The sequence below is a fragment of the Bacterioplanoides sp. genome (assembly GCF_965219715.1).
Classification (GTDB): domain Bacteria; phylum Pseudomonadota; class Gammaproteobacteria; order Pseudomonadales; family Oceanobacteraceae; genus Bacterioplanoides.
The window spans coordinates 3,252,616-3,277,756 of record NZ_OZ244785.1 but is presented as its reverse complement, the minus strand read 5'-3'; the positions used below and the strand labels follow the sequence as shown (position 1 = coordinate 3,277,756).

Below are 25,141 nucleotides of genomic sequence, written 5' to 3'. Positions count from 1 at the left end.
CTTACTCACCCCTCTACCGCCCGACCTTTCAGCGCAAATAAGCCGCGAGGTCGTTTCTGAATAAACAGAATGATAAATACCAGCACCAGGATTTTCGCTAATACCGCTCCGGCAACCGGTTCGAAGAATTTATTCGCCACACCCAATGACATCGCTGCAACCAGAGTGCCCCATAAATTGCCAACACCACCAAAGACCACCACCATAAAGGAATCGATGATATAAGCCTGACCTAAATTCGGGCCTACGTTAGTGAGCTGACTCAACGCAACACCAGCAATACCAGCGATGCCGGAGCCCAAACCAAACGTCAGCGCATCCACCCAACCGGTGCGAATTCCCATCGAGTTTGCCATTGGACGATTCATGGTAACGGCACGCATCTGCAAACCAAACAAGGTACGTTTCAGTACAAGTGCAAGTACCGCCAGCACCATCAAACTGAAAATAATGATGTATAAACGGTTATAGGTAAGTTCCAGCGCCGGATTAATCATAAAGGTACCCGCCATCCAGTCCGGCGTGGTAACGTCGCGGTTTAATGGGCCAAAAATTGAACGCACCGCCTGTTGTAATACCAGGCTGATACCAAACGTTGCCAATAAGGTTTCCAGTGGACGGCCGTATAAATGACGAATAACCGAACGCTCGATTAATACACCAACCAAACCACTCACTAAAAACGCGGCAGGCACAGCAACCACCAGAGATAAACCAATAGAGTCTGGCATCAATTGCTGCACAACATAGGTGGTATAAGCACCCAGCATAATCATTTCGCCGTGGGCCATATTAATCACGCCCATCACGCCAAAAGTAATCGCCAGGCCAATCGCCGCTAACAACAATACAGCGCCCAACGACAATCCAAAGTAGAGATTCTCAGCGTAGCTGTTTACTTTCAGTAGCTGATCGATACTCTCGATTGTTTTTTCTGCCAGTGCATATTCGCTACTACGGCTTTGTTTGTCTTCTTCGCTGAAATTGCTGACAAATTTACTCAGCGCCGCCCGAACTTCCGGATATAAAGATCGCTCCAATGCAGTAATAGCTTCAATACGAACCTCTTCGCTATCGCTGGCTAGCTCTTTAATCGCCAGAGTAATTTTCAGGACGTCGGCGACGTCTTTTGATTCTTCCTTTTTAACCAGATTTTTTAGTGTTTCGCTATTAACTGTCTTACTGTTTTTCAGAAGATCTCGTGCAGCATCCAGGCGCTGCTCATCCGTACCACTTGAAATTCGTATCATTGCAAGTGCAGAGCGTATTTTTTTACGCAGAGAATTATTAACGCCGATTTTCTTGAATTTTCGTTTGCCGGTATTTTCAATGGCCTGGTTTCCGAAAGCAGAAACAATACCGTCTTCTTTTCTAAACGAATCAACTAAGACTAATAACTTGTCGGCTTTCCGGTAATACAAGTCAGAGCTAACCAGAGCGGTTAACAGGGTTACTTTATAATCGTCTTCAGAGGCTGATATTAAATCGATAATATCGGCTTTTTGTTTATAACTGGCTTTCACCAGCTGTTGGGAAATATCTTCTAATGAATCGTTTGCTGCCCAGACCTGAGCCGAAGAAAAGCACAACAACGCCAGCACCGGGAACAATCTGGCAAATAAAAAGTGTCGCATGGGAATATCCGTGTAAAAGCGCCGGGCCAACTATCGGCCCGGCTTAAAGTTCAATAAGCGATTGCTTATTCTGCAGCTACAGAGCTACCGCCACAGGTTTTAGTCACTGTGTTGTAGTTGCCGCAGTTAACCGGAGCGGTCCAGTCAGAGATCAGGTTGGCAGATTCTGGCAGGTAGTCAGTCCAGGCATCACCTTTAACAACTTCATCGGTTTTCCAGACGATATCGAATTGGCCATCATCCTGGATTTCACCAATCAGAACCGGTTTCGACAGGTGGTGGTTTTTGTTCATCTTCGCCATACCGCCAGTCAGGTTTGGTACTTCGATGCCATACATAGCGGCACGAACTTTATCTACGTCCTCACTTTTGGCTTTCTCAACCGCTTTTGCCCACATTTTGAAGCCGATATAAGTCGCTTCCATTGGGTCATTGGTGACACGGTCGTCGTCTTTGGTGTAACCCTGCCATTGCTCAATAAACTGGTCGTTTACTTTCGAATCGGCGCTCTGGAAGTAGTTCCAGGCTGCCAGGTGACCAACTAATGGAGAGGTGTCAAAACCAGACAGTTCTTCTTCACCAACCGAGAAAGCAACCACTGGAATATCTTCAGCGCTGATACCCTGGTTCGCTAATTCTTTATAGAAAGGAACGTTTGCATCACCGTTTACGGTTGAAACCACAGCGGTTTTCTTGCCTGCACTACCGAACTTTTTAATATCAGAAACAATCGTCTGCCAATCGCTGTGACCAAATGGCGTGTAATTCACCATGATGTCTTTTTCAGCAACACCTTTCGACTTCAGGTAGCTTTCCAGAATTTTATTAGTGGTACGTGGATAAACATAATCGGTACCCGCCAGTACCCAGCGTTCAGCACCCACTTCATCCATCAGGTAATCAACCGCAGGAATTGCCTGCTGGTTTGGTGCGGCACCGGTATAAAATACGTTATACGAAGACTCTTCACCTTCATACTGAACCGGGTAGAACAATAAACCGTTCAGCTCTTCTACTACCGGCAGAACAGACTTTCGGGAAACAGACGTCCAGCAGCCGAAAATGACATCTACGTCTTCTTTTTCTAACAGCTCGCGGGTTTTTTCCGCAAATAAAGGCCAGTTAGAAGCCGGGTCAACCACAACAGCTTCCAGTTTTTTACCTAATAACCCACCTTTTTTATTCTGCTCTTCAATCATCATTAAAACGGTATCTTTTAATGTCGTTTCAGAAATGGCCATGGTTCCGGACAGGGAGTGCAATACGCCCACTTTAATCGTGTCTGCGGCATTGGCCAGACTTACACCGGCTGCCAAAGCACTGATTGCCATTACTTTTCCAGCAGTTTTCAGAACATTCATTCCAGCTTTTTTCATGATCATTCATCCTTTTATGCGGATTATTTAAATGGTGCCACCGAAGTGGATACGTTATTTAACGGATTTAAATTTTCGTATGAACAATGCAGAGCAAAGCGTGTACCAGTTTTATAGGTGCCTGTTTTTAAAGCATTCTTTGCATAAATTGGGGCATTTCCTCAATTTTCGTAGTGAATATGACTGAGCGACGCACCAGAGAGACTCATTCACTGATTTGAAATCACCGCATTGGTGCAATAACTGATAAAACTAATTAGAAAGTATTAACTTCAAAACAAAAATGCGGCAATGACTGGAGTTTTTATCTATCGGCAACAAGAATGCCGCCTTTGTCAGGCCCCGGATTGATGATGAATGACGATTGTCGTTCATAGTCAGTAGCGCGAATGTGATCATCAATACACCCATAAGATAATCAGCCTTACATCTTATGGAATGCTATTGACGTATTTATTGGTTGAAATCTACACAAAATTGTATTGCTACCCTTATTGTTACCACCATCTGCGGGTTAATAAGGTAAGTCGTTGGCATTCATTCAGGTATGTATAAAACGCTTCAGGAGGAAGTATGTCACTTCTTAATCTTATTGCAGGTAAGCTTCCGTCATTGCTTATCACAACGCTGCTATTAACTGCATGTAGCGGTGGTGGTGGCGGAAGTAATAACGGCGATGTAAATCAATCACCCAGTGCCCCTGTATCGGCAATCGATATTCAGGATATTTCCGATCAAAACATTAATGAAGATGAATCCTGGCAAGGCTTTGTCACTATCACTCTGAATAACATTGATGCCGTTGATCTGAACCTGAATACAACCTCGAATAATCAAACTCTGTTGCCAGATAACAACCTGGAAATCACAGCAACTGACGCCTTCTATAGCCTGACGGCAACACCATTACCGAACCAAAATGGTACAGCAACCATTACGATTGAGGCGGAATCCAACGGTATCAGCGAGCGTATCTCGTTTGAGCTGAATGTTACGTCGGTTAATGATGTTCCTGAAGCCAGTAATCAATCGGTTTCGACCAATGAAGATACGCCATTAGCCATCATTCTGGCCGGAGCCGATATCGATGGTAATGATCTGACATTTGAGATTGTGAATTCTCCTTCCAACGGTAAGCTCGGTGGTACGGTGCCCAATCTGACTTATGCGCCAAACGCTGACTATCACGGTGATGATCATTTCACGTTTAAAGTGAATGATGAATCAGCAGATTCTGAAATCGCGACCGTTAATATCACCATCAACGCGCAAAACGATGCGCCGACGGCAACCGCTCAAACGGTGACAACAGATGAAGATGTACCATTAGCTATTTCGTTGGCGGCTAGCGATATTGATGGTACAGATCTGACGTTTGAGATTGTAAATAATCCCACCAACGGAGAGATCAGTGGTACAGCGCCCAATCTGACTTATAAACCAAACGCTAATTATCACGGCGACGATAGCTTCACGTTTAAAGCGAATGATGGGGCAATGGACTCCGAAACAGCAACTGTTAATATTTCCATCAATGCACAAAACGATACTCCTATCGCACTCGCTGCAAGCGGCACAACAACGGAAGATACCCTATTTAAATTGAGCTTGAATGGAATGGATGTGGATGGAGATGATTTAACGTTTACAGTCCATAGCCAGCCATCAAAAGGCAGTGTGGTCATTAATGGCAATGAAGCCACCTATACGCCTAATACCAATGAAAACGGCAACGATGCTTTTGAGTTTTCGGTCAGTGACGGTATCAGCTCATCAAATAAGGTGACAGCATCAATCATCATTACTCCGGTAAATGATGCACCAAGGGCAATCGCTCAAGAAGTCACAACGAATGAAGATACGCGACTTTCTATCACTCTGGCAGGCTCTGATATTGATGGCGACAATCTGACGTTTGAGATTGTAAACGCTCCTACCAACGGCGTGCTCACTGGTACAGCACCTGATATGACTTACACACCGAACGCCGACATCAATGGTTCGGACAGCTTCACCTTTAAAGTAACTGATGGAGCAGCAGACTCACAAACCGCGACGGTGAATATCACCATCAATGCGGTAAATGATAACCCGATAGCCAATAATGTAACGGCAACCACCAATGAAGATACTTCCGTTACTATCGACTTAAACGCGACAGATCCTGAAAATGATGATTTGACGTACGCCGTGTCGAGACTGCCCACGAAAGGCCGAGTAGAAGTCAACGGCTCAACCGCAATCTACACACCCAACCTGAATGAATACGGCTCAGACTATTTTTTCTATTCAGCAATGGATGGCAATGGTGGTCACGCTGTGGCTACTGCGACTATTACGGTTACGCCGGTCAATGATGCGCCCGTTGCCACAACACAAACCGTTGAAACGATAGTAAATGAGCCCATTGAGATTACTCTGATGGGCACGGATATCGAAAACGATACATTGAGTTACTCAGTCAAAACGGGCCCTTCGAATGGTTCATTAACCGGCGAAACACCTAACCTGACCTATACGCCAAATACTGATTATTCTGGCGAAGACAGTTTTACTTTTACTGTAAATGACGGCGAGCTGAATTCCTCTACTGCCACCATTAGCATTGAGGTCACTAGGACAGAAATCACTCGGATGACACCTACACGCGTGAGTACTCTGGGTGGCAGTAAAGTCGAAATATTTGGCAGTGGTTTATCAATGGTTGGGGTTAAGCTCGATCTGACTATGCCATTATCGCCGGACGACCAGCGCGATGATTACATTTCTTTAACCATGCCTGCCAAAGAAGCAGGCAGTTACCAACTGGAAATTGGTAATCAAATTAAAACCATTGAATACGTTGCGCCACTGGAAGCATTGCAAGTATCTGCTGGAGGCAATCATGGCTGTGCGGTATTAACAGATAATCGCGTCGCTTGCTGGGGGGGTAACGAATACGGTCAATTGGGTAATGGTACGAGGACAAGTACCAACCTCCCAGTGATCGTCAACGGTATCAATAACGCACAAAGTGTGTCAGCAGGATTTATCCATAGCTGTGCGGTATTATCGGACAATAGCCTGATGTGTTGGGGTAGTAATTATCACGGTCAATTGGGAAATGGCAAGGACACTAATAGCAATATCCCCGTCAAAGTAAACGACATTAATAGCGCCCATAGTGTAGTGGCATCAGTGAATCATAGCTGCGCGGTATTGGCAGACAATAGCATGGTTTGCTGGGGCGGTAATTATGGCTTTCAACTGGGATATGGATACAATCTCAATAAAACCAATAGCCCGCTGCCGGTCAGTGCCCTTGATAATATCAAGAGCGTATCGCTGGGGGAGAACCACAACTGTGCAATATTAACGGATGATAGCCTCACTTGTTGGGTCAGAACTTCTATGGTCAGTTGGGCAGAGGCCAGACGGGCGGTAAAAGTCAAACCCCGCAGACCATAACAGATATCAGTATAAAACACCTATCAGCGGGACATGGTCACAACTGTGCGGTATTGGACGACCAGAGTGTCGTTTGCTGGGGGCGTAACTTTGAAGGTCAACTGGGAAATGGCACCAGTGGCGGAAATGCACATTCCGACCTCCCTGTGGCGGTCATAGGCACTAATGATGCCCTCAGTGTATCGTCGGATTATTTCCATAGCTGCGCGGTATTAGCCAATAACAGCATTAAGTGCTGGGGCGCTAACCACAATGGGCAGCTGGGTAATGACACAAAAACAAACACCAATATTCCGGTTGCAGTGAGCGGCATCAATAACGCCCGGAGTGTATCAGCAGGTTTTTCACATAGTTGTGCGTTATTAGAGAGTAACAATGTAGTGTGCTGGGGTAGCAACACTAGTGGCAAGCTGGGTAATGGCACCGATAAACATGCGAATAGCCCTATTAAATCCGGCCCTGTTTTATCTCCACAGGAATAAATCATTAATTAAACAAAGCACTTTGTTAAAGCACAAAAACCAGCTGCGCCGGTTTTTGTGCTTTATATGAATATTTATATTTTCCGAAGTTCGATTAAAAGTCTTTAGAATCTTCCGACTGTTTAGACTTCAGCATCTTAAAACCAGTAACGGCAACCACGACCCCTGCAATAATCATCGCTAAGTGATCTGGCTGAGTTAATTGATGAATCAGGTTGGCAAAAACACCACCAATAGAGTGGCTGTGATCTGCGTGTGCCAGTGCCTGAGATGAGGCAACCAGGCCTGCAATGGTCAGCAGCGATTTTTTCACGATAGTCATTTAATTTTCCTCTTGCAGTTTATTCGGAACGAGTCGAGGCAACACTGCCGTCTTTTGCCGGATCATGGCCCGGAATCATTGATGCCAGAGCTGGTTCAATAGACTCTCGTTTCTCTAACATGCCATGATCAATAATAAAGCGGATGATTTCACCAATACCCTTGGTCGTCTCAACGTTCGCCAGGACAAACGGACGGTCGCCACGCATCTTACGGGTATCACGATCCATAATTTCCAGCGACGCACCAACATGTTCGGCGATGTCTACTTTATTGATGATCAAAAGATCGGACTTGGTAATACCCGGGCCGCCTTTGCGCGGGATTTTATCACCAGCACACACATCAATCACATATATTGTTAAATCTGACAGTTCCGGGCTGAAGGTTGCGGATAAATTATCGCCACCACTTTCCACCAACACCATCTCCAGACCTTCATGGGTATCCTGAAGCTGTTTCACAGCAGCCAGGTTCATCGAAGCATCTTCACGAATGGCCGTGTGTGGACAGCCGCCTGTTTCAACACCCAGAATGCGGTCTTCTTCCAACGCCTCTTTGCGCATCAGGAATTTAGCATCTTCTTTGGTGTAAATATCGTTGGTTACCACGGCGATGTTGTAATGCTCACGCATGGTCTGACAGATCTTTTCCAGTAGTGCGGTTTTACCGGAACCAACCGGGCCACCCACTCCTACACGTAATACTTGTTTCATCTTGTTTACCTGATTTTTCGTCATTTCGAATATGAAATATTGATGTTGTTGGTGAGAGGGGTAAATCACAGGGACGTGATTTATTAGCCTTCATGGACGAACTTGTAGCGCCCCAACAGCCAACACCTCAATGTTTCATTTAATACAAACCGGACTAATAAGATGGATACTTTTCCAGCCGGAGCACAAAAAGCCACGTCCCTGTGATCTTTGTGCTCTCGCAACATCCTGTTGCTGCTTTGGAAAAGCACCCATCCTATTAATCTTTAAAATTTTCATGATCGGAACAAACGAGAATACTGCTGTTCGTGCAACGATGACGCCATCGCTAATCCCATTAATCCCGTTCCGATTTGTTCATCATCAATTGTGTTTGCTGCATCACATACCCGAGTTAACAACAGAATAATTTGCTGCAGAATCTTCTGGCCGTCCGTTTGCCCCATTGGCATCGCTTTACTGGCGCAGGCAATCTGGTTTTCAACCCAACTCCAGGCAAAGCCCAATAACGCTGTTTGCTCATCAATATCCGACAACACCGCTGCCAATGCATTCATGGCCACCACGCTTGGTTGTGGGCAATGATCCAATAGTTCTTTGCGATCGCTACTTTGACCCAGGTGCCACTGAGCAAACGCCCCGCCTACCTGAACATCTTCCAAATAAAGCTCTTTGGTTTCGCGGAACGACAATAGTGTTTGGTTCCATAACTTCACGGTTTCAAAATCACGGCTTTCCCAGGCGCGATAAAGTCGCAGATAAACCGGCAGATCCAGCTGGCCAATTCCAAACTCAAAACTGTGCTCAATCCACTGTTGTACGTCATCGCGGTTTTTACACCAGCCTTTATCCAACGCGTATTCCAACCCTTGTGAATACGCAAACGCGCCCACCGGTAATGCCGGACTGGATATATGCAATAACGCTAATAACGAAGCCGCACTTTGTTCCGCCATTAGTGACTGTGCCCATGATGAGAGTTGCCATGTGAATGACCATGCGAATGATCGTCATCTCCATGATGGTGATGATGGCCACCAGTGCCAGGTGCATAAGCACCGTTCTCCGGCTCAAAGGTCGCCAGTTCATGAGTCACATGAATACCTAAGCCATGCAACATATCGTCTAATACGTAATCTTCCTGAAAACGCAAAAAACCCTCACCAACTTGTAATGGCACATGACGGTTACCTAAGTGATAACAACCACGAGCAAATAAGGTTGGGTCTTCAACATGGGCTGTGGATACTTTTTCACTTTCTGCATTCACGATTAAGAAGTCGCCGTCCGCATTGGTTAATACCGTACCGTGGCGTAATACCTGACCACGTTCGATCTGAATGCCAGCATCCAAACCGGATTCGGTTTTAATTTTTAAACGACCACGCTTTCGATCATCAAAGGTCAGGCATACAACTTCTGCTGTTGGAGCATCGGAAGCTCCAATGTCCTGGGAAAGCACGCCTTCCGCTAATTGAGTAAAAATTTTCATAATTTATTTCTGATTCTATCTTCTCAAAGTAAGGCTTAATTATTTGTACACAACACGCCGTGAACCCTTCCCTGGAGGCTCGTCCGCAGCATCCCTGCTGCCGAGGGTTGTTTAACAAACAATCAAACCTTACTTTATAGTTTTCAGTTAAAGCGTTAGCGAAGCAGTCAATGCAAGGCAAAAACTGACGAAGAAGCGGAGTTTATAAATCATAAATGAGCATTCTGAGTCAGTTTTTAACGCTGCAGTGACAATGCAGCTAGCTTTAAAACAAGTAGTAGCGCTGTGCCATCGGCAACTCCGTCGCTGGCTCACACTTCAACTCAACACCATCGGCAGTAACCACATAAGTCTGCGGATCCACTTCCAACACCGGCTGATAATCATTTAATTTCATATCGGCTTTACGAATAGAGCGTGTATCACGCACACCACTTAATTGTTTTTTCAGACCCAGATGTTCCAGCGTGCCTTTTTCTAACGAGGCTTTAGAAACAAAACTGATACTGGTTTCATGTACGGCTTTCCCCATCGCGCCAAACATTGGACGATAGTGAACCGGTTGTGGCGTTGGAATGGATGCATTTGGATCACCCATTGGTGCGCCAGCAATCATGCCGCCTTTTAAAATCAGCGAAGGCTTAGTGCCAAAGAAAGCAGGCTTCCATAAAACCAGATCCGCTAATTTACCGACTTCAATCGAACCCACTTCATGGGCAACACCCATGGTGATAGCTGGGTTAATGGCGTATTTAGCGATATAACGTTTACAACGGAAGTTATCGTTATCAGCAGAATCCTCTGGTAAGGCGCCACGCTGTACTTTCATTTTGTGCGCGGTTTGCCAGGTACGGGTAATGACTTCGCCAACCCGCCCCATCGCCTGGGAGTCCGAAGAAATCATGCTGAACGCACCCAGGTCATGCAGAATATCTTCCGCGGCAATGGTCTCACGACGAATTCGGGAATCAGCAAAAGCAACGTCTTCTGGAATATTCGGATCCAAATGGTGACACACCATTAACATGTCCAGATGTTCGTCGACGGTATTTACTGTGTATGGGCGGGTCGGATTAGTAGAAGACGGTAAAACATTATCTGAGCCACAGGCTTTAATAATGTCCGGCGCGTGACCACCACCAGCACCTTCGGTGTGGTAAGTGTGAATAACACGATCTTTAAATGCTGCCAGCGTATCTTCAACAAAACCGGATTCATTTAATGTGTCGGTATGAATTGCCACCTGCACGTCGTATTCTTCCGCCACCGACAAACAGTTATCGATAGAGGCTGGTGTTGTACCCCAATCTTCGTGCAGTTTTAAACCAATCGCACCGGCTTCAATTTGTTCATTTAAAGGACCGGGTAAACTGGCGTTACCTTTTCCTAAGAAACCGATATTCATCGGTAAATCTTCAATCGCTTGTAACATCTTGCCGATATGCCACGGTCCTGGTGTACAGGTCGTGGCGTTAGTGCCCGTCGCTGGACCCGTACCACCACCCAACATAGTGGTCACACCACTCATTAAGGCTTCTTCTACTTGCTGTGGACAAATAAAATGAATGTGCGCATCAATTCCACCCGGCGTCACAATCTGGCCTTCGCCCGCAATTACTTCAGTGCCTGCACCAACTTCAATGGTGACGCCTTCTTGGGTATCCGGGTTACCCGCTTTACCAATGGCGGTAATGCGTCCGGCTGTAATAGCAATATCGGCTTTTACCACACCCCAATAATCTAGAATTAATGCGTTGGTAATTACGGTATCCGGCACGTCAGCACTAAGCGCCTGGCTTTGGCCCATACCATCACGAATCACTTTACCGCCACCAAATTTCACTTCGTCGCCGTAAACTGTGTAATCTTTTTCCGGCGAAATAAATAACTCGGTATCACCTAAACGAACTTTGTCACCTACGGTTGGACCATACATATCGGCATAAGCGCGACGATCAATTTTAGCCATCTTAAATTCTCCTTATACCTTTTATAATTTGCCCATCACATCGCCACGAAAACCATAAACTTCTTTTTTACCGGCGTATTCAACCAGCTCGACGGTACGCACCTGACCCGGTTCAAAACGTACTGCTGTGCCCGCCGCGATGTTCAAACGGAAACCTTTGGTGACTTCGCGATCAAAACGCAGTGCTAAGTTGGTTTCATAAAAATGATAATGACTGCCGACCTGAATTGGACGATCACCAGTATTTGCCACTTCAACTTCAACCGTTTTGCGACCGACATTAATTTCGATATCGCCGTCGGCGCAGATAATTTCACCTGGAATCATTTACTCTTCCTCTTTAAGTATTCTGAAAACGTAATTGAGGCAGTCAGAGCAAGGCAAAAATGAACGAGAAAGCGGAGCTTATGTAGTTATAAGTGAGCATTTTCGAGTTCATTTTTAACACCGCTATGACAACGCAAATAGTTTTCAGGCGATTGGGTTGTGGACGGTGACCAGTTTCGTTCCATCTGGGAAGGTTGCTTCCACCTGAACTTCCGGCAGCATTTCCGCAATACCATCCATCACATCTTCACGGCTTAATACCTGACGACCCGCATTCATTAAATCGGCAACCGTACGGCCATCACGGGCACCTTCCATAATAAAAGCGCTGATCAGAGCAATGCTTTCCGGGTAATTTAATTTCACACCACGATCTTTTCGCTTTTGTGCCAGCTCTGCTGCTACAAACAACAGTAATTTATCTTTTTCTCTTGGAGACAGTTCCACGGTTTTTCTCCTGTCTGATATTTAAAATTTATGAATTCTTTTACGTTCGCCAGATTCTTGGTGCACAGGGTTGTTTGCCAATCACATCACTGCGTAGTTGTGCCCAGAGTTGTTCGAAACAGTTGCGTACCTGCTCTGCTTTGTTTCCTAAAATCCGTGCGATAAATACGTCGGGCTTTTGTGTCACAGCGACGATTAACTGTTGGTGACTGCTGTTAACGTCTTCCTGCCAGGCGATAATTTTTTCACCCAGCTCATTGGTATCTGTCATCACAGTACGATTAATCAGAAAGGTGCCAAACACGTGATAGTTCTGAAAACCAACATGACTGGCTTGCAACGCAGATGGGGCAGAAAGCTGTAACCGATCGGAAAAAAGTGGCAAACCATCGCGACGCAACATCAGGCTTTGCGTCAGCTGGCCTTGCTCGAAGAACTGTTCACTTTCGAAACGACCAAGGCAGGTAATTTCCCAGCCAACAAACAGGCCATCTCCGGCAATATCGATGGTGGTGGTCAACTGACCATCGGCACCGTCGAAGACGATATTTTCCTGGGGTAAATATTCGAGAACACTGCCTTCAGCAACACTGATAGAGACATGCTGTCCCTGGGGAATACCACTGATGTTGTTGTAGATTTTTCCGGCGGATGGCGTGGTCATTAATACATGTGCGCCATCTTGCAGCGTCAGGTCTATCGATAATTGATCACCACCCACCAAGCCACCGGGTGGATGTAATAAATAGAAATGCAGGCACTCAGGGCCTTCCGGAAAGAAGGGGCGCTGTACCCGCAAAGGGCCGAAGTGCTGGGTTTTTCCAAGGCGGGTATCACCATGTTGCGCGGAAAACTCGGCACTGAAACGTGCCAGCCAACGTCGGCTGTCTAACCCGGGATGCTCAGCGGCTTCGGGACCAACTCCGGAAGAGACCACGGTCGAAGATGATGGAAGTGGAGCAGCAATATTCACAGCACGCCCCAAGGCAAAGCGCACCAACTCAGTGCACCTACAGGCTTTTTCGCACTATAACGAAACGTGTTTTTTGCGACTGATGGCGTTTGTGCCAACATTTCTCGCATTATTCTGGTGTGATGCACTGCAACCGCCCAATAATTTCAAAGTTATTGAGGGTTTTAGCAAAAGGGATGCCAGCAAAAGCTGACCAGTCAGACAAGCCACTTCCCTATGGCCAGAAACGACGCGAATCAGGAGAATCTCAGCTCCCAGCCAGCGGCTTCAAGATGCTCCATTTCAGCAGCCAGGTCACGTGCAGTGAGTGGGTGCTCTTCCAGCCAGCCTTGCGGCAAGCGCAGCATAATCAACTGGTCTTTAACGATCAGCTCCGGCACAGGAACCGGATGAGCGCCCCGGCTGTGATGCAGCACCACCGCCAGACGTAGTAACACCGCCAGCTTCTTAATAGTGTCGCGTCGGCTGGTTGAAATAACCTCGAATTCTTCTTGCGGGAATTTACGTCGATGACTGCGCACCAGTAATGCCAGGGCCGCCTGCCCCTGACGGGTAAATCCTAATAAATCGGAATACTGCAGCAGATAAGCGCCGTGCTTATGGAAGCCCGCATGAGCGATACTTAAACCGATCTCATGCACTTCAGATGCCCAGCCCAACCAATCCTTCCAACGTCCGGGCAGATCCCAGTCTTTCTTAGATTGTTTGAACAAAGCCAGCGCCATGTCTTTTACACGCTCGGCCTGAGTGGTATCAACATAAAAACGCTCGGCTAATGATTGCACGACCCGGGCACGAACGTTTTCATGACTCGAACGTCCGACCAGATCCCATAGCGCACCTTCACGTAGCGCACCGTCGGAATACACCATCTGATCGATTTCGAAGGTTTCGAACACCGCCGTCAGGATGGCCAAACCACCAACAAACACCTGTGCGCGTTCGGGCTTAACACCCGGCAACGCCACGTCGTCAATATGATCAAACTCCATCATGCGCTGATGCAGTTTTCTCAGGCCCGCCAGAGTTAAGCCTTCTGAACTCCAGCCGTTTTCCACCACCGCCTGTTCCGCTGCGCGGATTGTTCCGGACGACCCAACAGCATTTTTCCAGCCCAGCTTTTTGTAATCACCGGCAATATTCTGCAACTCTTGCTTAGCCGCAGACACCGCTTCTTTAAAATTCGCCTTATTGATTTTACCGCCGGGGAAATAGCGTTTGGTGTAAGAAACACACCCCATGTGCAGACTTTCCAGCGCCTTGGGTTCAAACTTGGCGCCGATAATAAATTCAGTCGACCCACCACCGATATCCACCACCAGACGTTTACCCTGATCATCCGCCAGCGTGTGAGATACCCCAAGGTAAATCAGACGCGCTTCTTCCCGTCCGGCGATGACCTCAATCGGATAACCAAGAATGGCTTCCGCCCGCTCAATAAATTCCTGACGATTACGCGCTGCTCTTAAGGCATTGGTCGCCAGTACACTGACCCGTTCGGGATTCATGCCCTGGATACGCTGAGCGAATTCCCGCAAGCACTCCAAACCCCGCTGCTGCGCTTCCTCTGACAGATGACCTTTGGCATCCAGGCCCGCTGCTAACTGCACTTTCTGGCCACGCTTTTCGATGGTGCGGATCTCGCCCTGGAGTTCCTGAGCCACCACCATATGAAAACTATTGGAACCTAAATCGATGGCTGCGATCAGATCTTCTGCGTGCTGAGACGGATCGGCGGTAGTAACAGTGGAGGTTTCTGTCATAAGGCGCTCTTGAAATTCTTCTTGCTGACACTATATAGATGGAACACTTATATTCAGAAGAATACACGTCTGAGCGGGAATCTCGAATTGATTCCGGACAATCCGGGCGTACAATAGGCCGCATTCTGCTGAGTAGCACAACTAACATTCCAATCTGGAAACTAAGGGGAAACACATGAGTGACCAAATCCTGACCGTATCTGACGATTCATTTGACGCTGACGTACTGGGTTCTGACGTACCTGTACTGGTGGATTTCTGGGCTGAGTGGTGTGGTCCTTGTAAAATGATCGCTCCGGTACTGGAAGAGATCGCTGAAGAATACGAAGGCAAGCTGAAAATCGCTAAGCTGAACATCGACCAGAACGAAGCAACGGCACCTAAATTCGGTATCCGTTCTATCCCAACTCTGATCCTGTTCAAAAACGGCAACGCCGAAGCCACCAAAATTGGTGCAATGAGCAAGTCTGAGCTGACTTCTTTTATTGAACAGTCTTTATAAGACTGTTTCCTGCGCGAAAACGGCATAACCACGCCGTTTTCGGGCGATAAAGGCATAAAAAGACGGAAACTGCACTTTTTATGCGTTTTCGCTGTAGACACCCCAAAAATTCCTGTCTATAGTCCTTAATCATTCAACGCCGTCCTGGCGCTCTCTTCTTTTTTAAATCTTTTAATTTCCTAATAACACAAACCTACCTGTATGAATCTTTCCGATCTTAAACTCAAATCCGTACCTGAGCTGTTAGCCATCGCTAAAGAAATGAACCTGGAACACGTGAGTCGTACACGTAAGCAGGACATCATTTTCGCGATCCTGAAAAACCACGCCAAAAGTGGTGAAGACATTTACGGTGAGGGTGTACTTGAGATCCTTCAGGATGGTTTCGGTTTCCTGCGCAGCGCCAGCAGTTCTTACCTGGCAGGCCCGGATGATATTTATGTATCTCCTAGCCAGATTCGTCGCTTTAACCTGCGTAAGGGTGACAAGATTGAAGGTAAAATTCGCCCACCTAAAGATGGCGAACGTTATTTTGCGATGCTGAAAGTCGCAAAAATTAACGACGACAAACCAGAAAATGCCAAATCCAAAATCTTATTCGAGAACTTAACACCTCTGTTCCCGGATGAGCGCCTGGTACTGGAAGTGGGTAATGGTTCTACCGAAGACCTGTCTTCCCGTGTACTCGACCTGATTGCTCCGATTGGTAAAGGTCAGCGTGGCCTGATCGTAGCACCACCAAAAGCCGGTAAAACCATGTTGCTGCAAACCACAGCACAGGCGATTACCCGCAACAATCCGGAAGCTGAACTGATCGTACTGCTGATCGACGAACGTCCGGAAGAAGTAACCGAAATGCGTCGCTCGGTACGTGGTGAAGTTGTGGCATCGACGTTCGATGAGCCACCAGCACGTCACGTTCAGGTTGCTGAAATGGTGATCGAAAAAGCCAAACGTCTGGTTGAACACAAGCGTGACGTGGTTATCCTGCTGGATTCCATCACCCGTCTGGCTCGTGCTTACAACACCGTGGTACCAAGCTCCGGTAAGGTATTAACCGGTGGTGTGGATGCCAACGCTCTGGAAAAACCAAAACGTTTCTTTGGTGCCGCCCGTAACGTTGAAGAAGGTGGTTCATTAACCATCATCGCAACCGCGCTGGTTGATACCGGCTCGAAGATGGACGAAGTGATCTTCGAAGAATTTAAAGGTACCGGTAACCAGGAATTACACCTGGATCGTAAGATTGCTGAAAAACGCATCTATCCGGCTATCAACATCCGTCGCTCCGGTACTCGTCGTGAAGACATGATGTTCCGCGAAGCGGATCTGCAACGTCTGTGGATTCTGCGTAAGCTGATGAGCGAAATGGAAGACGTACAAGCCATCGAATTTATGCTCGATAAGCTGCGTCAGACCAAGACCAATGACGAATTCTTCGACTCCATGCGTGGTGGCAAATAAGCCCGGCGTAAGCGAAGCATTAAAAAAACCACCGCAAGGTGGTTTTTTTATGCCTGTTGCCCTGATCTGTCTGCTCCAGCCTGCCACAAACAGACCAAGGTCAACCCTCGCTGCAGATAACACCAACTCATGATTGACCACCGCAACAAAATCCTTTCTATTAACTGCTGTTAATTATTCACACAAGAAAGGATATCGTTATGAAAAAGTTAATCGCCTTAACCTCACTGACACTGCTGGCTTCTTCTGCCATGGCCATCGAAAACAGCAAAACCGTTTGTACACACGATGCCGAAACCCGCGTCATCGAAGTGGTATACAGTGGTGAAGCTGCTGTGCCATGTGAAGTGCAATACACCAAATCAACCGGCACACAAACTCTGTGGAACGCTCAGAACGCTGAAGGTTATTGTGAAGAGAAAGCTCAGGCATTTGTTGAGAAACAACAAGGCTGGGGCTGGGACTGTCAGACCGCCGCGACTGATAACGGCCAGACCGATGAAGAATTAATTCAGAATGCAGAATCTGCAGCAACCGAACAAGAACCTGTTGCTGCCAGCGAATAATCGCGGGTTACCGCTGCCGTTAGTTTAAATAGCGGGAGCGGTCATCTCCTCATCGGCAAAACGCTCAGCAATATCGATAAATACCGACTCCAGCGTTATAAAGGCATCCACAACATCCGGATCAAAATGGCTGCCACGACCATCGCGAATAATCTGCCCGGCCTGCTCAAAGGTAAATGCAGATTTATACACCCGCTTGGAAATCAGTGCGTCAAAACAATCGGCAACCGCCATCAGTCGTGCCGAGAGCGGAATTTCTTCCCCCTTCAGGCCTTCCGGGTAACCACAGCCATCCCAACGCTCGTGGTGGTAATAAGCAATTTCTTTGGCAACACTGAGAAACGGTGACGGACCGTATTCTTTTTCTGCATTATCAATCGCCGCTTTGCCGTATTCCGTGTGGCGTTTCATTTCCTGCCACTCATCCGCATCCAGCTTACCCGGCTTTAATAAAATACTGTCAGGCACACCAACTTTGCCGATGTCATGTAATGGCGCTGACTTAAATAATAGTTCGATAAAGTCATCGTTTAAGTGGGTATGAAAACGTTCATGACTGTTCAGGTGTTCAGCCAATGCACGGACATAATGTTGCGTACGACGAATATGCATACCGGTTTCAACGTCACGGGTTTCCGCCAGTGACGTCATACAAAAAATGGCAACATCCTGAGTACGGGAGATTTCTTCGGTACGTTCCCGCACCCGCTGCTCCAGCTGTTCGGCGTACACTTTTAATTCTTTACGCGAGCGTTGTAACGCCAGATGGGTCGCCACCCGGGCGGTGACAATGGGTGGTGAAAATGGCTTGGCAATATAATCACAAGCGCCACTTTGAAAGCCTTTAACTTCATCTTCCACTTCGCTTTTCACGGTAAGGAAAATGACCGGAATATCCTGGGTGCGTCCGTCACCTTTGATGGCCTGACACACGTCATAGCCACTCAGGCCCGGCATCAGAATATCCAGTAATACCAAATCGGGCAGTGGCTCAGCCGCCATCAGTTTCAGTGCTTGTTCGCCACTTTTCGCCAGCGTTACGTGGTAATCAGGACTGAGTAGCTCCACCAGAACTTTTATGTAAAAGGCTTCATCATCAACGATTAAAATACGTTCCTTTTCCATCCCTCACTCCTTTAGCTGTTGCAGAGCGTCGGTAACCAGCTGACGGGCTTGTTCAAACTCAAACTCGTCAACCAACTCTCTCAGCTTGTTTGCTAATTCATGTGATAACAGCGCCTGCGCTGCAACCACCTCATGTTGTGCGCTGGCATCACCTGCCTGTAACAACCGTTCCAGTGTTTGCAGAGTTTGCCGCGCGTTGTCCGGTCTTGATTGTTGTTGTAACGCAGGGCTGTTGTTTTCGTTATCCCCACGTTGTTTGACCAGTTCACTGCGTCCCAGGTTCACAAATACCAACATAAAGCTTTCGCAGAATCGTTGCCACAAAATCCCGGCTAAAACCTGCTGCCCTTCCTGTCGCGAATAACGTAATAACGCTTCCAGCTCGGCCGCATCTTTCTCGAACAAACGAGCGCCGATATTACCGGCAACCCCGCGCAAGGTATGGGTCAGCCGTAATGCTTTATCGAAGTCGTCCTGCAGTAACGCTTGTTTAATCGCTTCGTCGTCTTTGTGGTGCTTCTGATGGAAACTTTTCAGCAAGTTAAAGTACAACTGGCGGTTGCCACCCACGCGTTCGATACCCCAACCCAGATCGATACCATCAATGTTTTCCAGACTGGCCTCGAGCGCCTGTTCAGCACTGGCTGGCGAGTGACGGACAGTGGCAGGCTCAAGCCACTGTTGCAACATGGTGGCAAACAGGTCCGGGTCGATTGGCTTGGCAATGTGGTCATTCATACCGGTTGCCAGACAACGCTCACGATCTCCCTCCATTGCATGCGCCGTCATCGCCACAATTGGCAGGTCTTTATAACGCTCGTCCTGACGAATAATGGCGGTGGCATGTAAGCCGTCCATCACTGGCATCTGCAGGTCCATCAGCACCAGATCGTAATCTTTATGTTTGATCGCTTCGATTGCTTCAACGCCGTTGCTGGCGGTATCGGCGATAATGCCAACCGAGTGCAGGAATTCCAGCGCAACGGCCTGGTTAATTTCATGGTCCTCCACCAGCAACACATTACCCTGCAACCAGACTTCGCTGATGTCGTGCTGAGAATTGTTGGCGGAGCTGCGCTCACTGAAAATACGCATAATGGTGTCGAACAAAATCGATGCATTAATTGGCTTAATTAATAACGCATCCAGCTGATGATTTTCGGCGCTGGCTAATACATCTTCACGGCCATAGGCTGTTATCAGCACTGTTGCCGGTTTGTGCAACAGCGATGCCTGGCGAATACCACACAAGGTATCGATGCCGTTAATGCCCGGCATTTGCCAATCGGCAATCACCAGGCCGTAAGGATCGTCATACAGTTCCTGCTGTTGCAGCAAGAACAGGGCTTCTTCGCCACCCGCCAGGGTATCCACCTGAAAAGAAAAGGACTCAAGCATTTCGCGCAATAACTGACGTGCACTCGGGTTGTCATCAATCACCAGAACTTTTAAACCTTTCAGCTGTGAGTCGGGCACAAACTGATTCTGATGGCTTTCACCCTGGGTTGTGAAATTCAGACGGAAACTGAAACAGCTGCCTTCACCCGGTGTGCTGTTGGCATTTAATTGCCCGCCCATCAGGTTAACCAGCTGCCGTGAAATATTCAGACCTAAACCTGTGCCGCCATATTTACGGGTGCTGCTGCCGTCAGCCTGGGTAAAAGGTTCGAATAAACGCTGCATTTCATCCGGAGCAATGCCAATGCCGGTATCGCGTACCGTAAATTCCAGCTCGCTCTGGCTTTCCTTACGGGATAATTCGCGCACAGTGACGACCACTTCTCCCTGATCGGTAAACTTAATCGCGTTCTGGGTCAGGTTAATTAATACCTGGCCAAGACGAAGCGGGTCACCGACCAGATTCACCGCAATTCCCGGTTCGACATCCAGCAATACTTCGATGCCTTTTTCCGCGGCTTTTAAGGCCAGCATGTCGGACAATTCGGTGAACACACTGTGCAGATTAAACGGCACGTGTTCAATATCGAGTCGGCCCGCTTCCACCTTAGAAAAGTCCAGAATATCGTTAATCACTCCTAATAAAGCGGTGGCTGATTGTTTGATTTTGTCGGCGTACTCCTGCTGCCGGTCATTAAGGCCGGAACGCAGTAATAAATGATTCATACCAACAATGGCATTCATCGGGGTGCGGATTTCATGCGACATATTCGCCAGAAACTGGCTTTTAAACTGACTGGCCTGCTCTGCGGCATCTTTGGCTTCTGCCAGGCGTTTCTGACTTTCCTGCAGACGCTCACGCGCCTGGTTTAATTTGCGGTTCCAGATCAGGATGACAATCAGGATCGGAATAATCACCACCAGCGTAATCACCACGGCTTCGACAACCTGAGCACGATTGACCTGGTGTTCGAATTCAACTTTAAACCAGTTATTTTTAATTTCCTGGCGTTTGTAATCCGGAATATGGTCGATGGCCTTATTAAGAATTTCGACCAGTTCAGGTTTGTCTTTTCGTACCCCAATGGATTGTTTGTATTGGTAGCCGGTTGGTGCCGCCACTTTTACATTACGGATACCGACGGTTTCCAGCGTCCAGGAGGAGGTGCCCAGTAACCCCACATACGCATCAATTTCTTTGGCACTGAGAGCAATTAACGCATCCTCGCCACTGGCAAAAGGAACCAGTTCCAGATCAGGCTGATCACGCTGCAGAATTTCCTCAATGGCATAACTGGCACCAACACCAACCCGCTTACCATTAAGATCAGAAAAGCTGTTCACAAAACGTGTATCGCTGTGCACCAGAATCATATAAGGGTGCACCATATAAGGCTTGGTAAAAGCCATATATTCACGCCGTTCTACGGTGGGATTAACACCCGAGATTAAATCCAGTTCGCCACGCTTAAAGGCTTTTAACGTTTCCTGCCAGGTTGTGTGATACACAGGTACAAACGGTTTATGAATCAGCTGGCTGACCAGCTCGTTATACTCCGCCGACAAGCCCTTGGGCTTACCCTCTTCATCAACAAAATCGAATGGTGGCCAGTTGGTATCGCTGCCCATGGTTAACGAGGAAAATTGCTGCAGATATTTTTGCTCAAGCTCGGTCAGTGTGAATAACGTGTTGTTCGCCGGATGCTCACGCAATGCCATCCAGTTCGATAAAATCATCTGCCTTTTCTTTTCCGGCATCGATAACAAAGCTTTATCGATAATACTGACCAGAGGTTGCCAGTCCGGATCTTTAAAAACAGCAAATCGCTGTAATGCCAGTGGCATTCCGGTTCCACCCGAAACCACCAGATTGTTTAACTGCAGATTACTCATCACCCAGCGCACAACAGCCTGATTACCAATGTAGGCATCAACACTGCCGGTGGATAATGCAATTAAGGCTTTTTCGGTTGAAGGGAATATACGGATGCGAACGTCGGGGTAATTTTTTTCGATAATATCGACCAGATAAAAACCCTCTTCAATCGCAAGGGTTTTATCGGCTAATGCCGAAAAGCTGTCGAAATATTCGCCGTTGCGATTACTGACCAACACCTTCATTGCCGCAAAATACGGTTGGGTAAACCACAAGTGTTGTTTTCGTTTTGGGGTTTCCACCATGGTGGCAGCCAGTGGAATTAATCCTTGCTGTGCCGCCTTGGCCATTTCACCAAAGCTGCTGAAGCGTTGCGCTTCGAAACGTACATCCAGTACCTGTTGCAGGTAATCCAGATGGTCTTTAAGAATGCCGGAGACTTCACCTTCCTCATTCACAAAATCAACCGGTGGCCAGCGTCCATCGATACCAATAGGAATAACAGGGTTTTGTTGCAGCCAGTCGCGTTCGGCCTGGGATAAATTCGTTAACAGCGGCTGTGCCTGAACCGCAGCAACCGGAAAAAAGCCATGTAAAACCAGGCTGCATAAAACCAGCGGCAACAGGTTTACAATACTCCGTGCAATACAAGCCGTCATGGCCATTCCTTCCTGACTACAAATAGCCGTTTGATGTTGCCTTAATTATAGAAGAGTTGCCACAACGCAGATCGGGCAATCAGGAGAAGCTGATAGTGATGACACTAATGTCGCATACCCAAAGGTATACGACATTGTGTTTGGAAGAGGTACTGATGAAATAAAGTTACAGCTGTGGTTGGGCACGTTTCATAATGGCTTCACAGTTCACATCGGTACCCAAAGTACCAAAGTTCACCGCACCATTGTGGGCGATACGCGAACTAACATAAGCAGCAGCGATGTCTTTTTCACCTTTCTGAATCAGTACCGATGCCTGTAGTGCAATCGCCAGTTTGTCGACGACTGTACGGGAGCGATATTCCAGCGTGTCCATATCAGCGAACTCACCCTGTAACTCAACCAGGTACTGGTCATACGCCGGGTACTGACCGGCAGCGCGTTTTAATTCATTAATAAAGGCATCCACCACCGCAGGCTCTTTAGCCATGGCGCGTAATACATCCAGACACTGAACGTTGCCGGAACCTTCCCAGATGGCGTTGACCGGCGCCTCACGGTAATGACGCGGCAGGACGTTATCTTCGACATAACCAACGCCACCAATACACTCCATCGCTTCATAGGTGAAGTGTGGTGCACGTTTACAGATCCAGTATTTACCCACAGCGGTCGCTAAACGGGCAAACAGGTTTTCGTGCTCGTCGTCCAGGTTATCCAACGCATGACCAACCCGCATGGTCATCGCCAGTGCGGCTTCGGATTCCAGCGCCATATCCGCCAGTACGTTTTGCATTAACGGTTGCTGGTGCAGATTATTACCAAATGCACTGCGGCCAGAGGTGTGGTGAATCGCCTGAGCCAGGGAACCACGCATCAGTGACGCTGAGCCCACCATGCAGTCGAAACGGGTCATGGAGACCATTTCAATAATGGTGCGAACACCGCGACCTTCATCACCAATCATCCAGGCGTAAGCGCCACGTAATTCGATTTCCGATGACGCGTTGGAAATATTACCCAGCTTGTTTTTCAAACGCTGAACATACATGGCATTTTTGCTGCCATCCGGACGCCAGCGTGGCATCAGAAAACAGGACAAACCTTTTTCGGTGTACGCCAGAATTAAGAAGGCATCACACATTGGTGCGGAGCAGAACCACTTATGGCCAACCAGCTCGTATTCTTTACCGTTACCTAATTCGTCGGTTAACGGATAAGCGCGGGTGGTGTTAGCACGAACATCGGAACCGCCCTGCTTTTCCGTCATCGCCATACCAATGGTCACGCCTTCTTTTTCGAAGAAAGGTACGTTACGACCATCGTATTTTTTCGCCACGATTTTCGGAATCCACTGCTTCGCCACTTCCGGCGAATACTGCAATGCTGGTACCGCAGCAAAGGTCATGGTTAACGGACAGCCAGAACCGGAGTCCGCCTGATTGTGCATATATTCCATCGCTGCACGGGCAACGTGTGCGCCTTTTTTACCCTTACCATTTTCGTCTTTTTCTACCCATGGCAAAGAATGTAAGCCAGCTTCAATCGCGCTGCTCATTAACTCGTGATAAGCCGGGTGGAACTTGGCTAAATCGATGCGATTACCAAAACGGTCATGGGGATAAAAAGTAGGTTTATTCTCGTTGGCGAGAAAACCGGCTTCAATTAAATCACCACCAGCTAATGCGCCGTATTGCTGCAGACGATCTTCCGCCCACTCACCACCGTAGGCTTTGGTCCAGTATTGCAATGCAGCATCACTGGTATAGGCATTGTAGTTTTCCAGCGCGGTTGGCTGATTGAACACTGGATGGGTTTCTGCTGCCGCTTTGTGTTTTTCTACATCAAATTCCAGGTCTTGGCTCATTACTGGTTCCTCGCTGTTTTTTTATTTTTACGAAAATAACGTACTAATTTTTCTGACAGCCAACAGCTCTCAGGCATAACGCATTTAATTGGCCGATCAATAATGTGTGATCAGGCTGATCGCCGTTGTTTATTGCCGTGTGTTCGCGCTGCAAAAATAACGGGCCAATTAACGATTCAGATAACATACCGACCAATGCTGCCGCTGATAACGCCGGTTCCTGGTCGACGAATTCTCCGGCAGCCATACCTTCACGAATCAGATCTTCAAAAATTTCGGCATACGCCAGACGGTATTTCAGACGCTCTTCTTCGACACGTGGATCAACCGGCTCAGCGATCAACGCATACGCCAGCCGCGGGCCTTGTAACGCCCGCTGGGCGAATACGGTTAAACCAGCCTGCAAACGCTCAGCACAACCGCTGTTTGTTTGTGTCGCCTGATACACCATCTCAACTTCATGTTCGGTGGCATATCGAAACACCTCAGCCACCAGTTCCGCTTTATTGGGGAAATGACGATAGATACTGCCCGCCGCCACTTCTGAACGCTTGGCGACAGCCGCTGCCGTCGCCGCCGCAAAGCCGCCTTCTGCCACCAAGGCACGGGCGGCCTTCAGCAAACGCTGGCGGGTGTGAGCCTTTTTGGCCTTAGTATGTTCGGTTTCGCGATATGCCACGGAGTCATCATGGGTCAGCTTAAGATCAAACAAGTGAATCATGATTCACTTTTAGGCG

General features: G+C 47.7%; 20 protein-coding genes. 5 read left to right on the top strand and 15 right to left on the bottom strand.

The genetic code is table 11. From position 1 onward, the window contains the following. Window positions 1–5: 5 nt before the first annotated feature. Both urtB and urtA read right to left on the bottom strand, forming a co-directional pair. Window positions 6–1,634, bottom strand: coding sequence for an urea ABC transporter permease subunit UrtB (gene urtB / locus ACOQOZ_RS15360; RefSeq protein ID WP_420589032.1), 1,629 nt, complete (start codon window positions 1,632–1,634; stop codon window positions 6–8). 65 nt (window positions 1,635–1,699) lie between these two features. Continuing rightward, window positions 1,700–2,965 (bottom strand): urea ABC transporter substrate-binding protein, encoded by a 1,266-nt coding sequence (gene urtA / locus ACOQOZ_RS15355; protein WP_420592426.1) that lies wholly within the window; start codon window positions 2,963–2,965, stop codon window positions 1,700–1,702. A 618-nt stretch (window positions 2,966–3,583) separates the two neighbouring features. Between urtA and ACOQOZ_RS15350 the strand changes: the two genes are divergently transcribed. After that, entirely contained in the window at window positions 3,584–6,457 is a 2,874-nt protein-coding gene (locus ACOQOZ_RS15350) for an Ig-like domain-containing protein (RefSeq protein ID WP_420589031.1), read from the top strand. After that, entirely contained in the window at window positions 6,382–6,939 is a 558-nt protein-coding gene (locus tag ACOQOZ_RS15345; RefSeq protein ID WP_420589030.1) for an RCC1 domain-containing protein, read from the top strand. The genes ACOQOZ_RS15350 and ACOQOZ_RS15345 overlap by 76 nt, the downstream gene beginning before the upstream one ends. Before the next feature lie 94 nt (window positions 6,940–7,033). On the opposite strand, the gene ACOQOZ_RS15340 is transcribed toward ACOQOZ_RS15345, so the two are convergent. The 9 genes from ACOQOZ_RS15340 to ppx all read right to left on the bottom strand — a co-directional run bounded on the left by ACOQOZ_RS15340 (window position 7,034) and on the right by ppx (window position 14,947). Continuing rightward, window positions 7,034–7,261 carry a HupE/UreJ family protein gene (locus ACOQOZ_RS15340; RefSeq protein WP_420589029.1) on the bottom strand — a complete coding sequence of 76 codons (228 nt, stop codon included), beginning with the start codon at window positions 7,259–7,261 and terminating at the stop codon, window positions 7,034–7,036. Between the two features lie 19 nt (window positions 7,262–7,280). Next, window positions 7,281–8,042: an urease accessory protein UreG gene (gene ureG / locus ACOQOZ_RS15335; RefSeq protein ID WP_420592425.1), complete on the bottom strand. Its 762-nt coding sequence runs from the start codon at window positions 8,040–8,042 to the stop codon at window positions 7,281–7,283. A gap of 209 nt (window positions 8,043–8,251) precedes the next feature. After that, a complete protein-coding gene (locus ACOQOZ_RS15330) occupies window positions 8,252–8,932 on the bottom strand; it encodes an urease accessory protein UreF (RefSeq protein ID WP_420589028.1) in 681 nt (226 codons plus the stop codon). Continuing rightward, on the bottom strand, window positions 8,932–9,468 hold the full coding sequence (ureE, locus tag ACOQOZ_RS15325; RefSeq protein ID WP_420589027.1) for an urease accessory protein UreE: 537 nt from the start codon (window positions 9,466–9,468) through the stop codon (window positions 8,932–8,934). The genes ACOQOZ_RS15330 and ureE overlap by 1 nt, the downstream gene beginning before the upstream one ends. Window positions 9,469–9,733: 265 nt before the next feature. Beyond that, window positions 9,734–11,437 carry an urease subunit alpha gene (ureC, locus tag ACOQOZ_RS15320; RefSeq protein WP_420589026.1) on the bottom strand — a complete coding sequence of 568 codons (1,704 nt, stop codon included), beginning with the start codon at window positions 11,435–11,437 and terminating at the stop codon, window positions 9,734–9,736. Window positions 11,438–11,458: 21 nt separating this feature from the next. Beyond that, window positions 11,459–11,764, bottom strand: coding sequence for an urease subunit beta (locus ACOQOZ_RS15315; protein ID WP_420589025.1), 306 nt, complete (start codon window positions 11,762–11,764; stop codon window positions 11,459–11,461). Between the two features lie 144 nt (window positions 11,765–11,908). Continuing rightward, window positions 11,909–12,211 carry an urease subunit gamma gene (gene ureA / locus ACOQOZ_RS15310; RefSeq protein WP_420589024.1) on the bottom strand — a complete coding sequence of 101 codons (303 nt, stop codon included), beginning with the start codon at window positions 12,209–12,211 and terminating at the stop codon, window positions 11,909–11,911. Between the two features lie 40 nt (window positions 12,212–12,251). Beyond that, window positions 12,252–13,184, bottom strand: coding sequence for an urease accessory protein UreD (locus ACOQOZ_RS15305; RefSeq protein ID WP_420589023.1), 933 nt, complete (start codon window positions 13,182–13,184; stop codon window positions 12,252–12,254). Window positions 13,185–13,420: 236 nt separating this feature from the next. Continuing rightward, entirely contained in the window at window positions 13,421–14,947 is a 1,527-nt protein-coding gene (gene ppx / locus ACOQOZ_RS15300; protein ID WP_420589022.1) for an exopolyphosphatase, read from the bottom strand. A 175-nt stretch (window positions 14,948–15,122) separates the two neighbouring features. On the opposite strand from ppx, the gene trxA reads away from it, so the two are divergent. From trxA to ACOQOZ_RS15285, 3 genes are all read left to right on the top strand, one after another. Next, window positions 15,123–15,449, top strand: coding sequence for a thioredoxin TrxA (gene trxA / locus ACOQOZ_RS15295; RefSeq protein ID WP_420589021.1), 327 nt, complete (start codon window positions 15,123–15,125; stop codon window positions 15,447–15,449). Between the two features lie 201 nt (window positions 15,450–15,650). Beyond that, a complete protein-coding gene (rho, locus tag ACOQOZ_RS15290) occupies window positions 15,651–16,913 on the top strand; it encodes a transcription termination factor Rho (protein ID WP_420589020.1) in 1,263 nt (420 codons plus the stop codon). Between the two features lie 200 nt (window positions 16,914–17,113). After that, complete coding sequence (locus ACOQOZ_RS15285; RefSeq protein ID WP_420589019.1) at window positions 17,114–17,479, top strand: hypothetical protein; 366 nt, start codon at window positions 17,114–17,116, stop codon at window positions 17,477–17,479. 24 nt (window positions 17,480–17,503) lie between these two features. On the opposite strand, the gene ACOQOZ_RS15280 is transcribed toward ACOQOZ_RS15285, so the two are convergent. From ACOQOZ_RS15280 to ACOQOZ_RS15265, 4 genes are all read right to left on the bottom strand, one after another. Then, the gene (locus ACOQOZ_RS15280; RefSeq protein WP_420589018.1) at window positions 17,504–18,604 is read right to left on the bottom strand and encodes an HD-GYP domain-containing protein; all 1,101 of its coding nucleotides are present in this window, start codon (window positions 18,602–18,604) and stop codon (window positions 17,504–17,506) included. 3 nt (window positions 18,605–18,607) lie between these two features. Further along, the gene (locus ACOQOZ_RS15275; protein WP_420589017.1) at window positions 18,608–22,537 is read right to left on the bottom strand and encodes a response regulator; all 3,930 of its coding nucleotides are present in this window, start codon (window positions 22,535–22,537) and stop codon (window positions 18,608–18,610) included. A 166-nt stretch (window positions 22,538–22,703) separates the two neighbouring features. Then, the gene (locus ACOQOZ_RS15270; protein WP_420589016.1) at window positions 22,704–24,404 is read right to left on the bottom strand and encodes an acyl-CoA dehydrogenase family protein; all 1,701 of its coding nucleotides are present in this window, start codon (window positions 24,402–24,404) and stop codon (window positions 22,704–22,706) included. A 43-nt stretch (window positions 24,405–24,447) separates the two neighbouring features. Beyond that, window positions 24,448–25,125 carry a TetR/AcrR family transcriptional regulator gene (locus ACOQOZ_RS15265; protein ID WP_420589015.1) on the bottom strand — a complete coding sequence of 226 codons (678 nt, stop codon included), beginning with the start codon at window positions 25,123–25,125 and terminating at the stop codon, window positions 24,448–24,450. Between the last annotated feature and the right edge of the window lie 16 nt (window positions 25,126–25,141).

What these genes read in the sequence shown, in the direction of transcription:
- urtB (WP_420589032.1), bottom strand. Translation starts at nt 1,634, where the DNA reads ATGCGACACTTTTTATTTGCCAGATTGTTCCCGGTGCTGGCGTTGTTG.
- urtA (WP_420592426.1), bottom strand. Translation starts at nt 2,965, where the DNA reads ATGGCAATCAGTGCTTTGGCAGCCGGTGTAAGTCTGGCCAATGCCGCA.
- ACOQOZ_RS15350 (WP_420589031.1), top strand. Translation starts at nt 3,584, where the DNA reads ATGTCACTTCTTAATCTTATTGCAGGTAAGCTTCCGTCATTGCTTATC.
- ACOQOZ_RS15340 (WP_420589029.1), bottom strand. Translation starts at nt 7,261, where the DNA reads ATGACTATCGTGAAAAAATCGCTGCTGACCATTGCAGGCCTGGTTGCC.
- ACOQOZ_RS15330 (WP_420589028.1), bottom strand. Translation starts at nt 8,932, where the DNA reads ATGGCGGAACAAAGTGCGGCTTCGTTATTAGCGTTATTGCATATATCC.
- ureE (WP_420589027.1), bottom strand. Translation starts at nt 9,468, where the DNA reads ATGAAAATTTTTACTCAATTAGCGGAAGGCGTGCTTTCCCAGGACATT.
- ureC (WP_420589026.1), bottom strand. Translation starts at nt 11,437, where the DNA reads ATGGCTAAAATTGATCGTCGCGCTTATGCCGATATGTATGGTCCAACC.
- ACOQOZ_RS15315 (WP_420589025.1), bottom strand. Translation starts at nt 11,764, where the DNA reads ATGATTCCAGGTGAAATTATCTGCGCCGACGGCGATATCGAAATTAAT.
- ppx (WP_420589022.1), bottom strand. Translation starts at nt 14,947, where the DNA reads ATGACAGAAACCTCCACTGTTACTACCGCCGATCCGTCTCAGCACGCA.
- trxA (WP_420589021.1), top strand. Translation starts at nt 15,123, where the DNA reads ATGAGTGACCAAATCCTGACCGTATCTGACGATTCATTTGACGCTGAC.
- rho (WP_420589020.1), top strand. Translation starts at nt 15,651, where the DNA reads ATGAATCTTTCCGATCTTAAACTCAAATCCGTACCTGAGCTGTTAGCC.
- ACOQOZ_RS15285 (WP_420589019.1), top strand. Translation starts at nt 17,114, where the DNA reads ATGAAAAAGTTAATCGCCTTAACCTCACTGACACTGCTGGCTTCTTCT.
- ACOQOZ_RS15280 (WP_420589018.1), bottom strand. Translation starts at nt 18,604, where the DNA reads ATGGAAAAGGAACGTATTTTAATCGTTGATGATGAAGCCTTTTACATA.
- ACOQOZ_RS15275 (WP_420589017.1), bottom strand. Translation starts at nt 22,537, where the DNA reads ATGACGGCTTGTATTGCACGGAGTATTGTAAACCTGTTGCCGCTGGTT.
- ACOQOZ_RS15270 (WP_420589016.1), bottom strand. Translation starts at nt 24,404, where the DNA reads ATGAGCCAAGACCTGGAATTTGATGTAGAAAAACACAAAGCGGCAGCA.
- ACOQOZ_RS15265 (WP_420589015.1), bottom strand. Translation starts at nt 25,125, where the DNA reads ATGATTCACTTGTTTGATCTTAAGCTGACCCATGATGACTCCGTGGCA.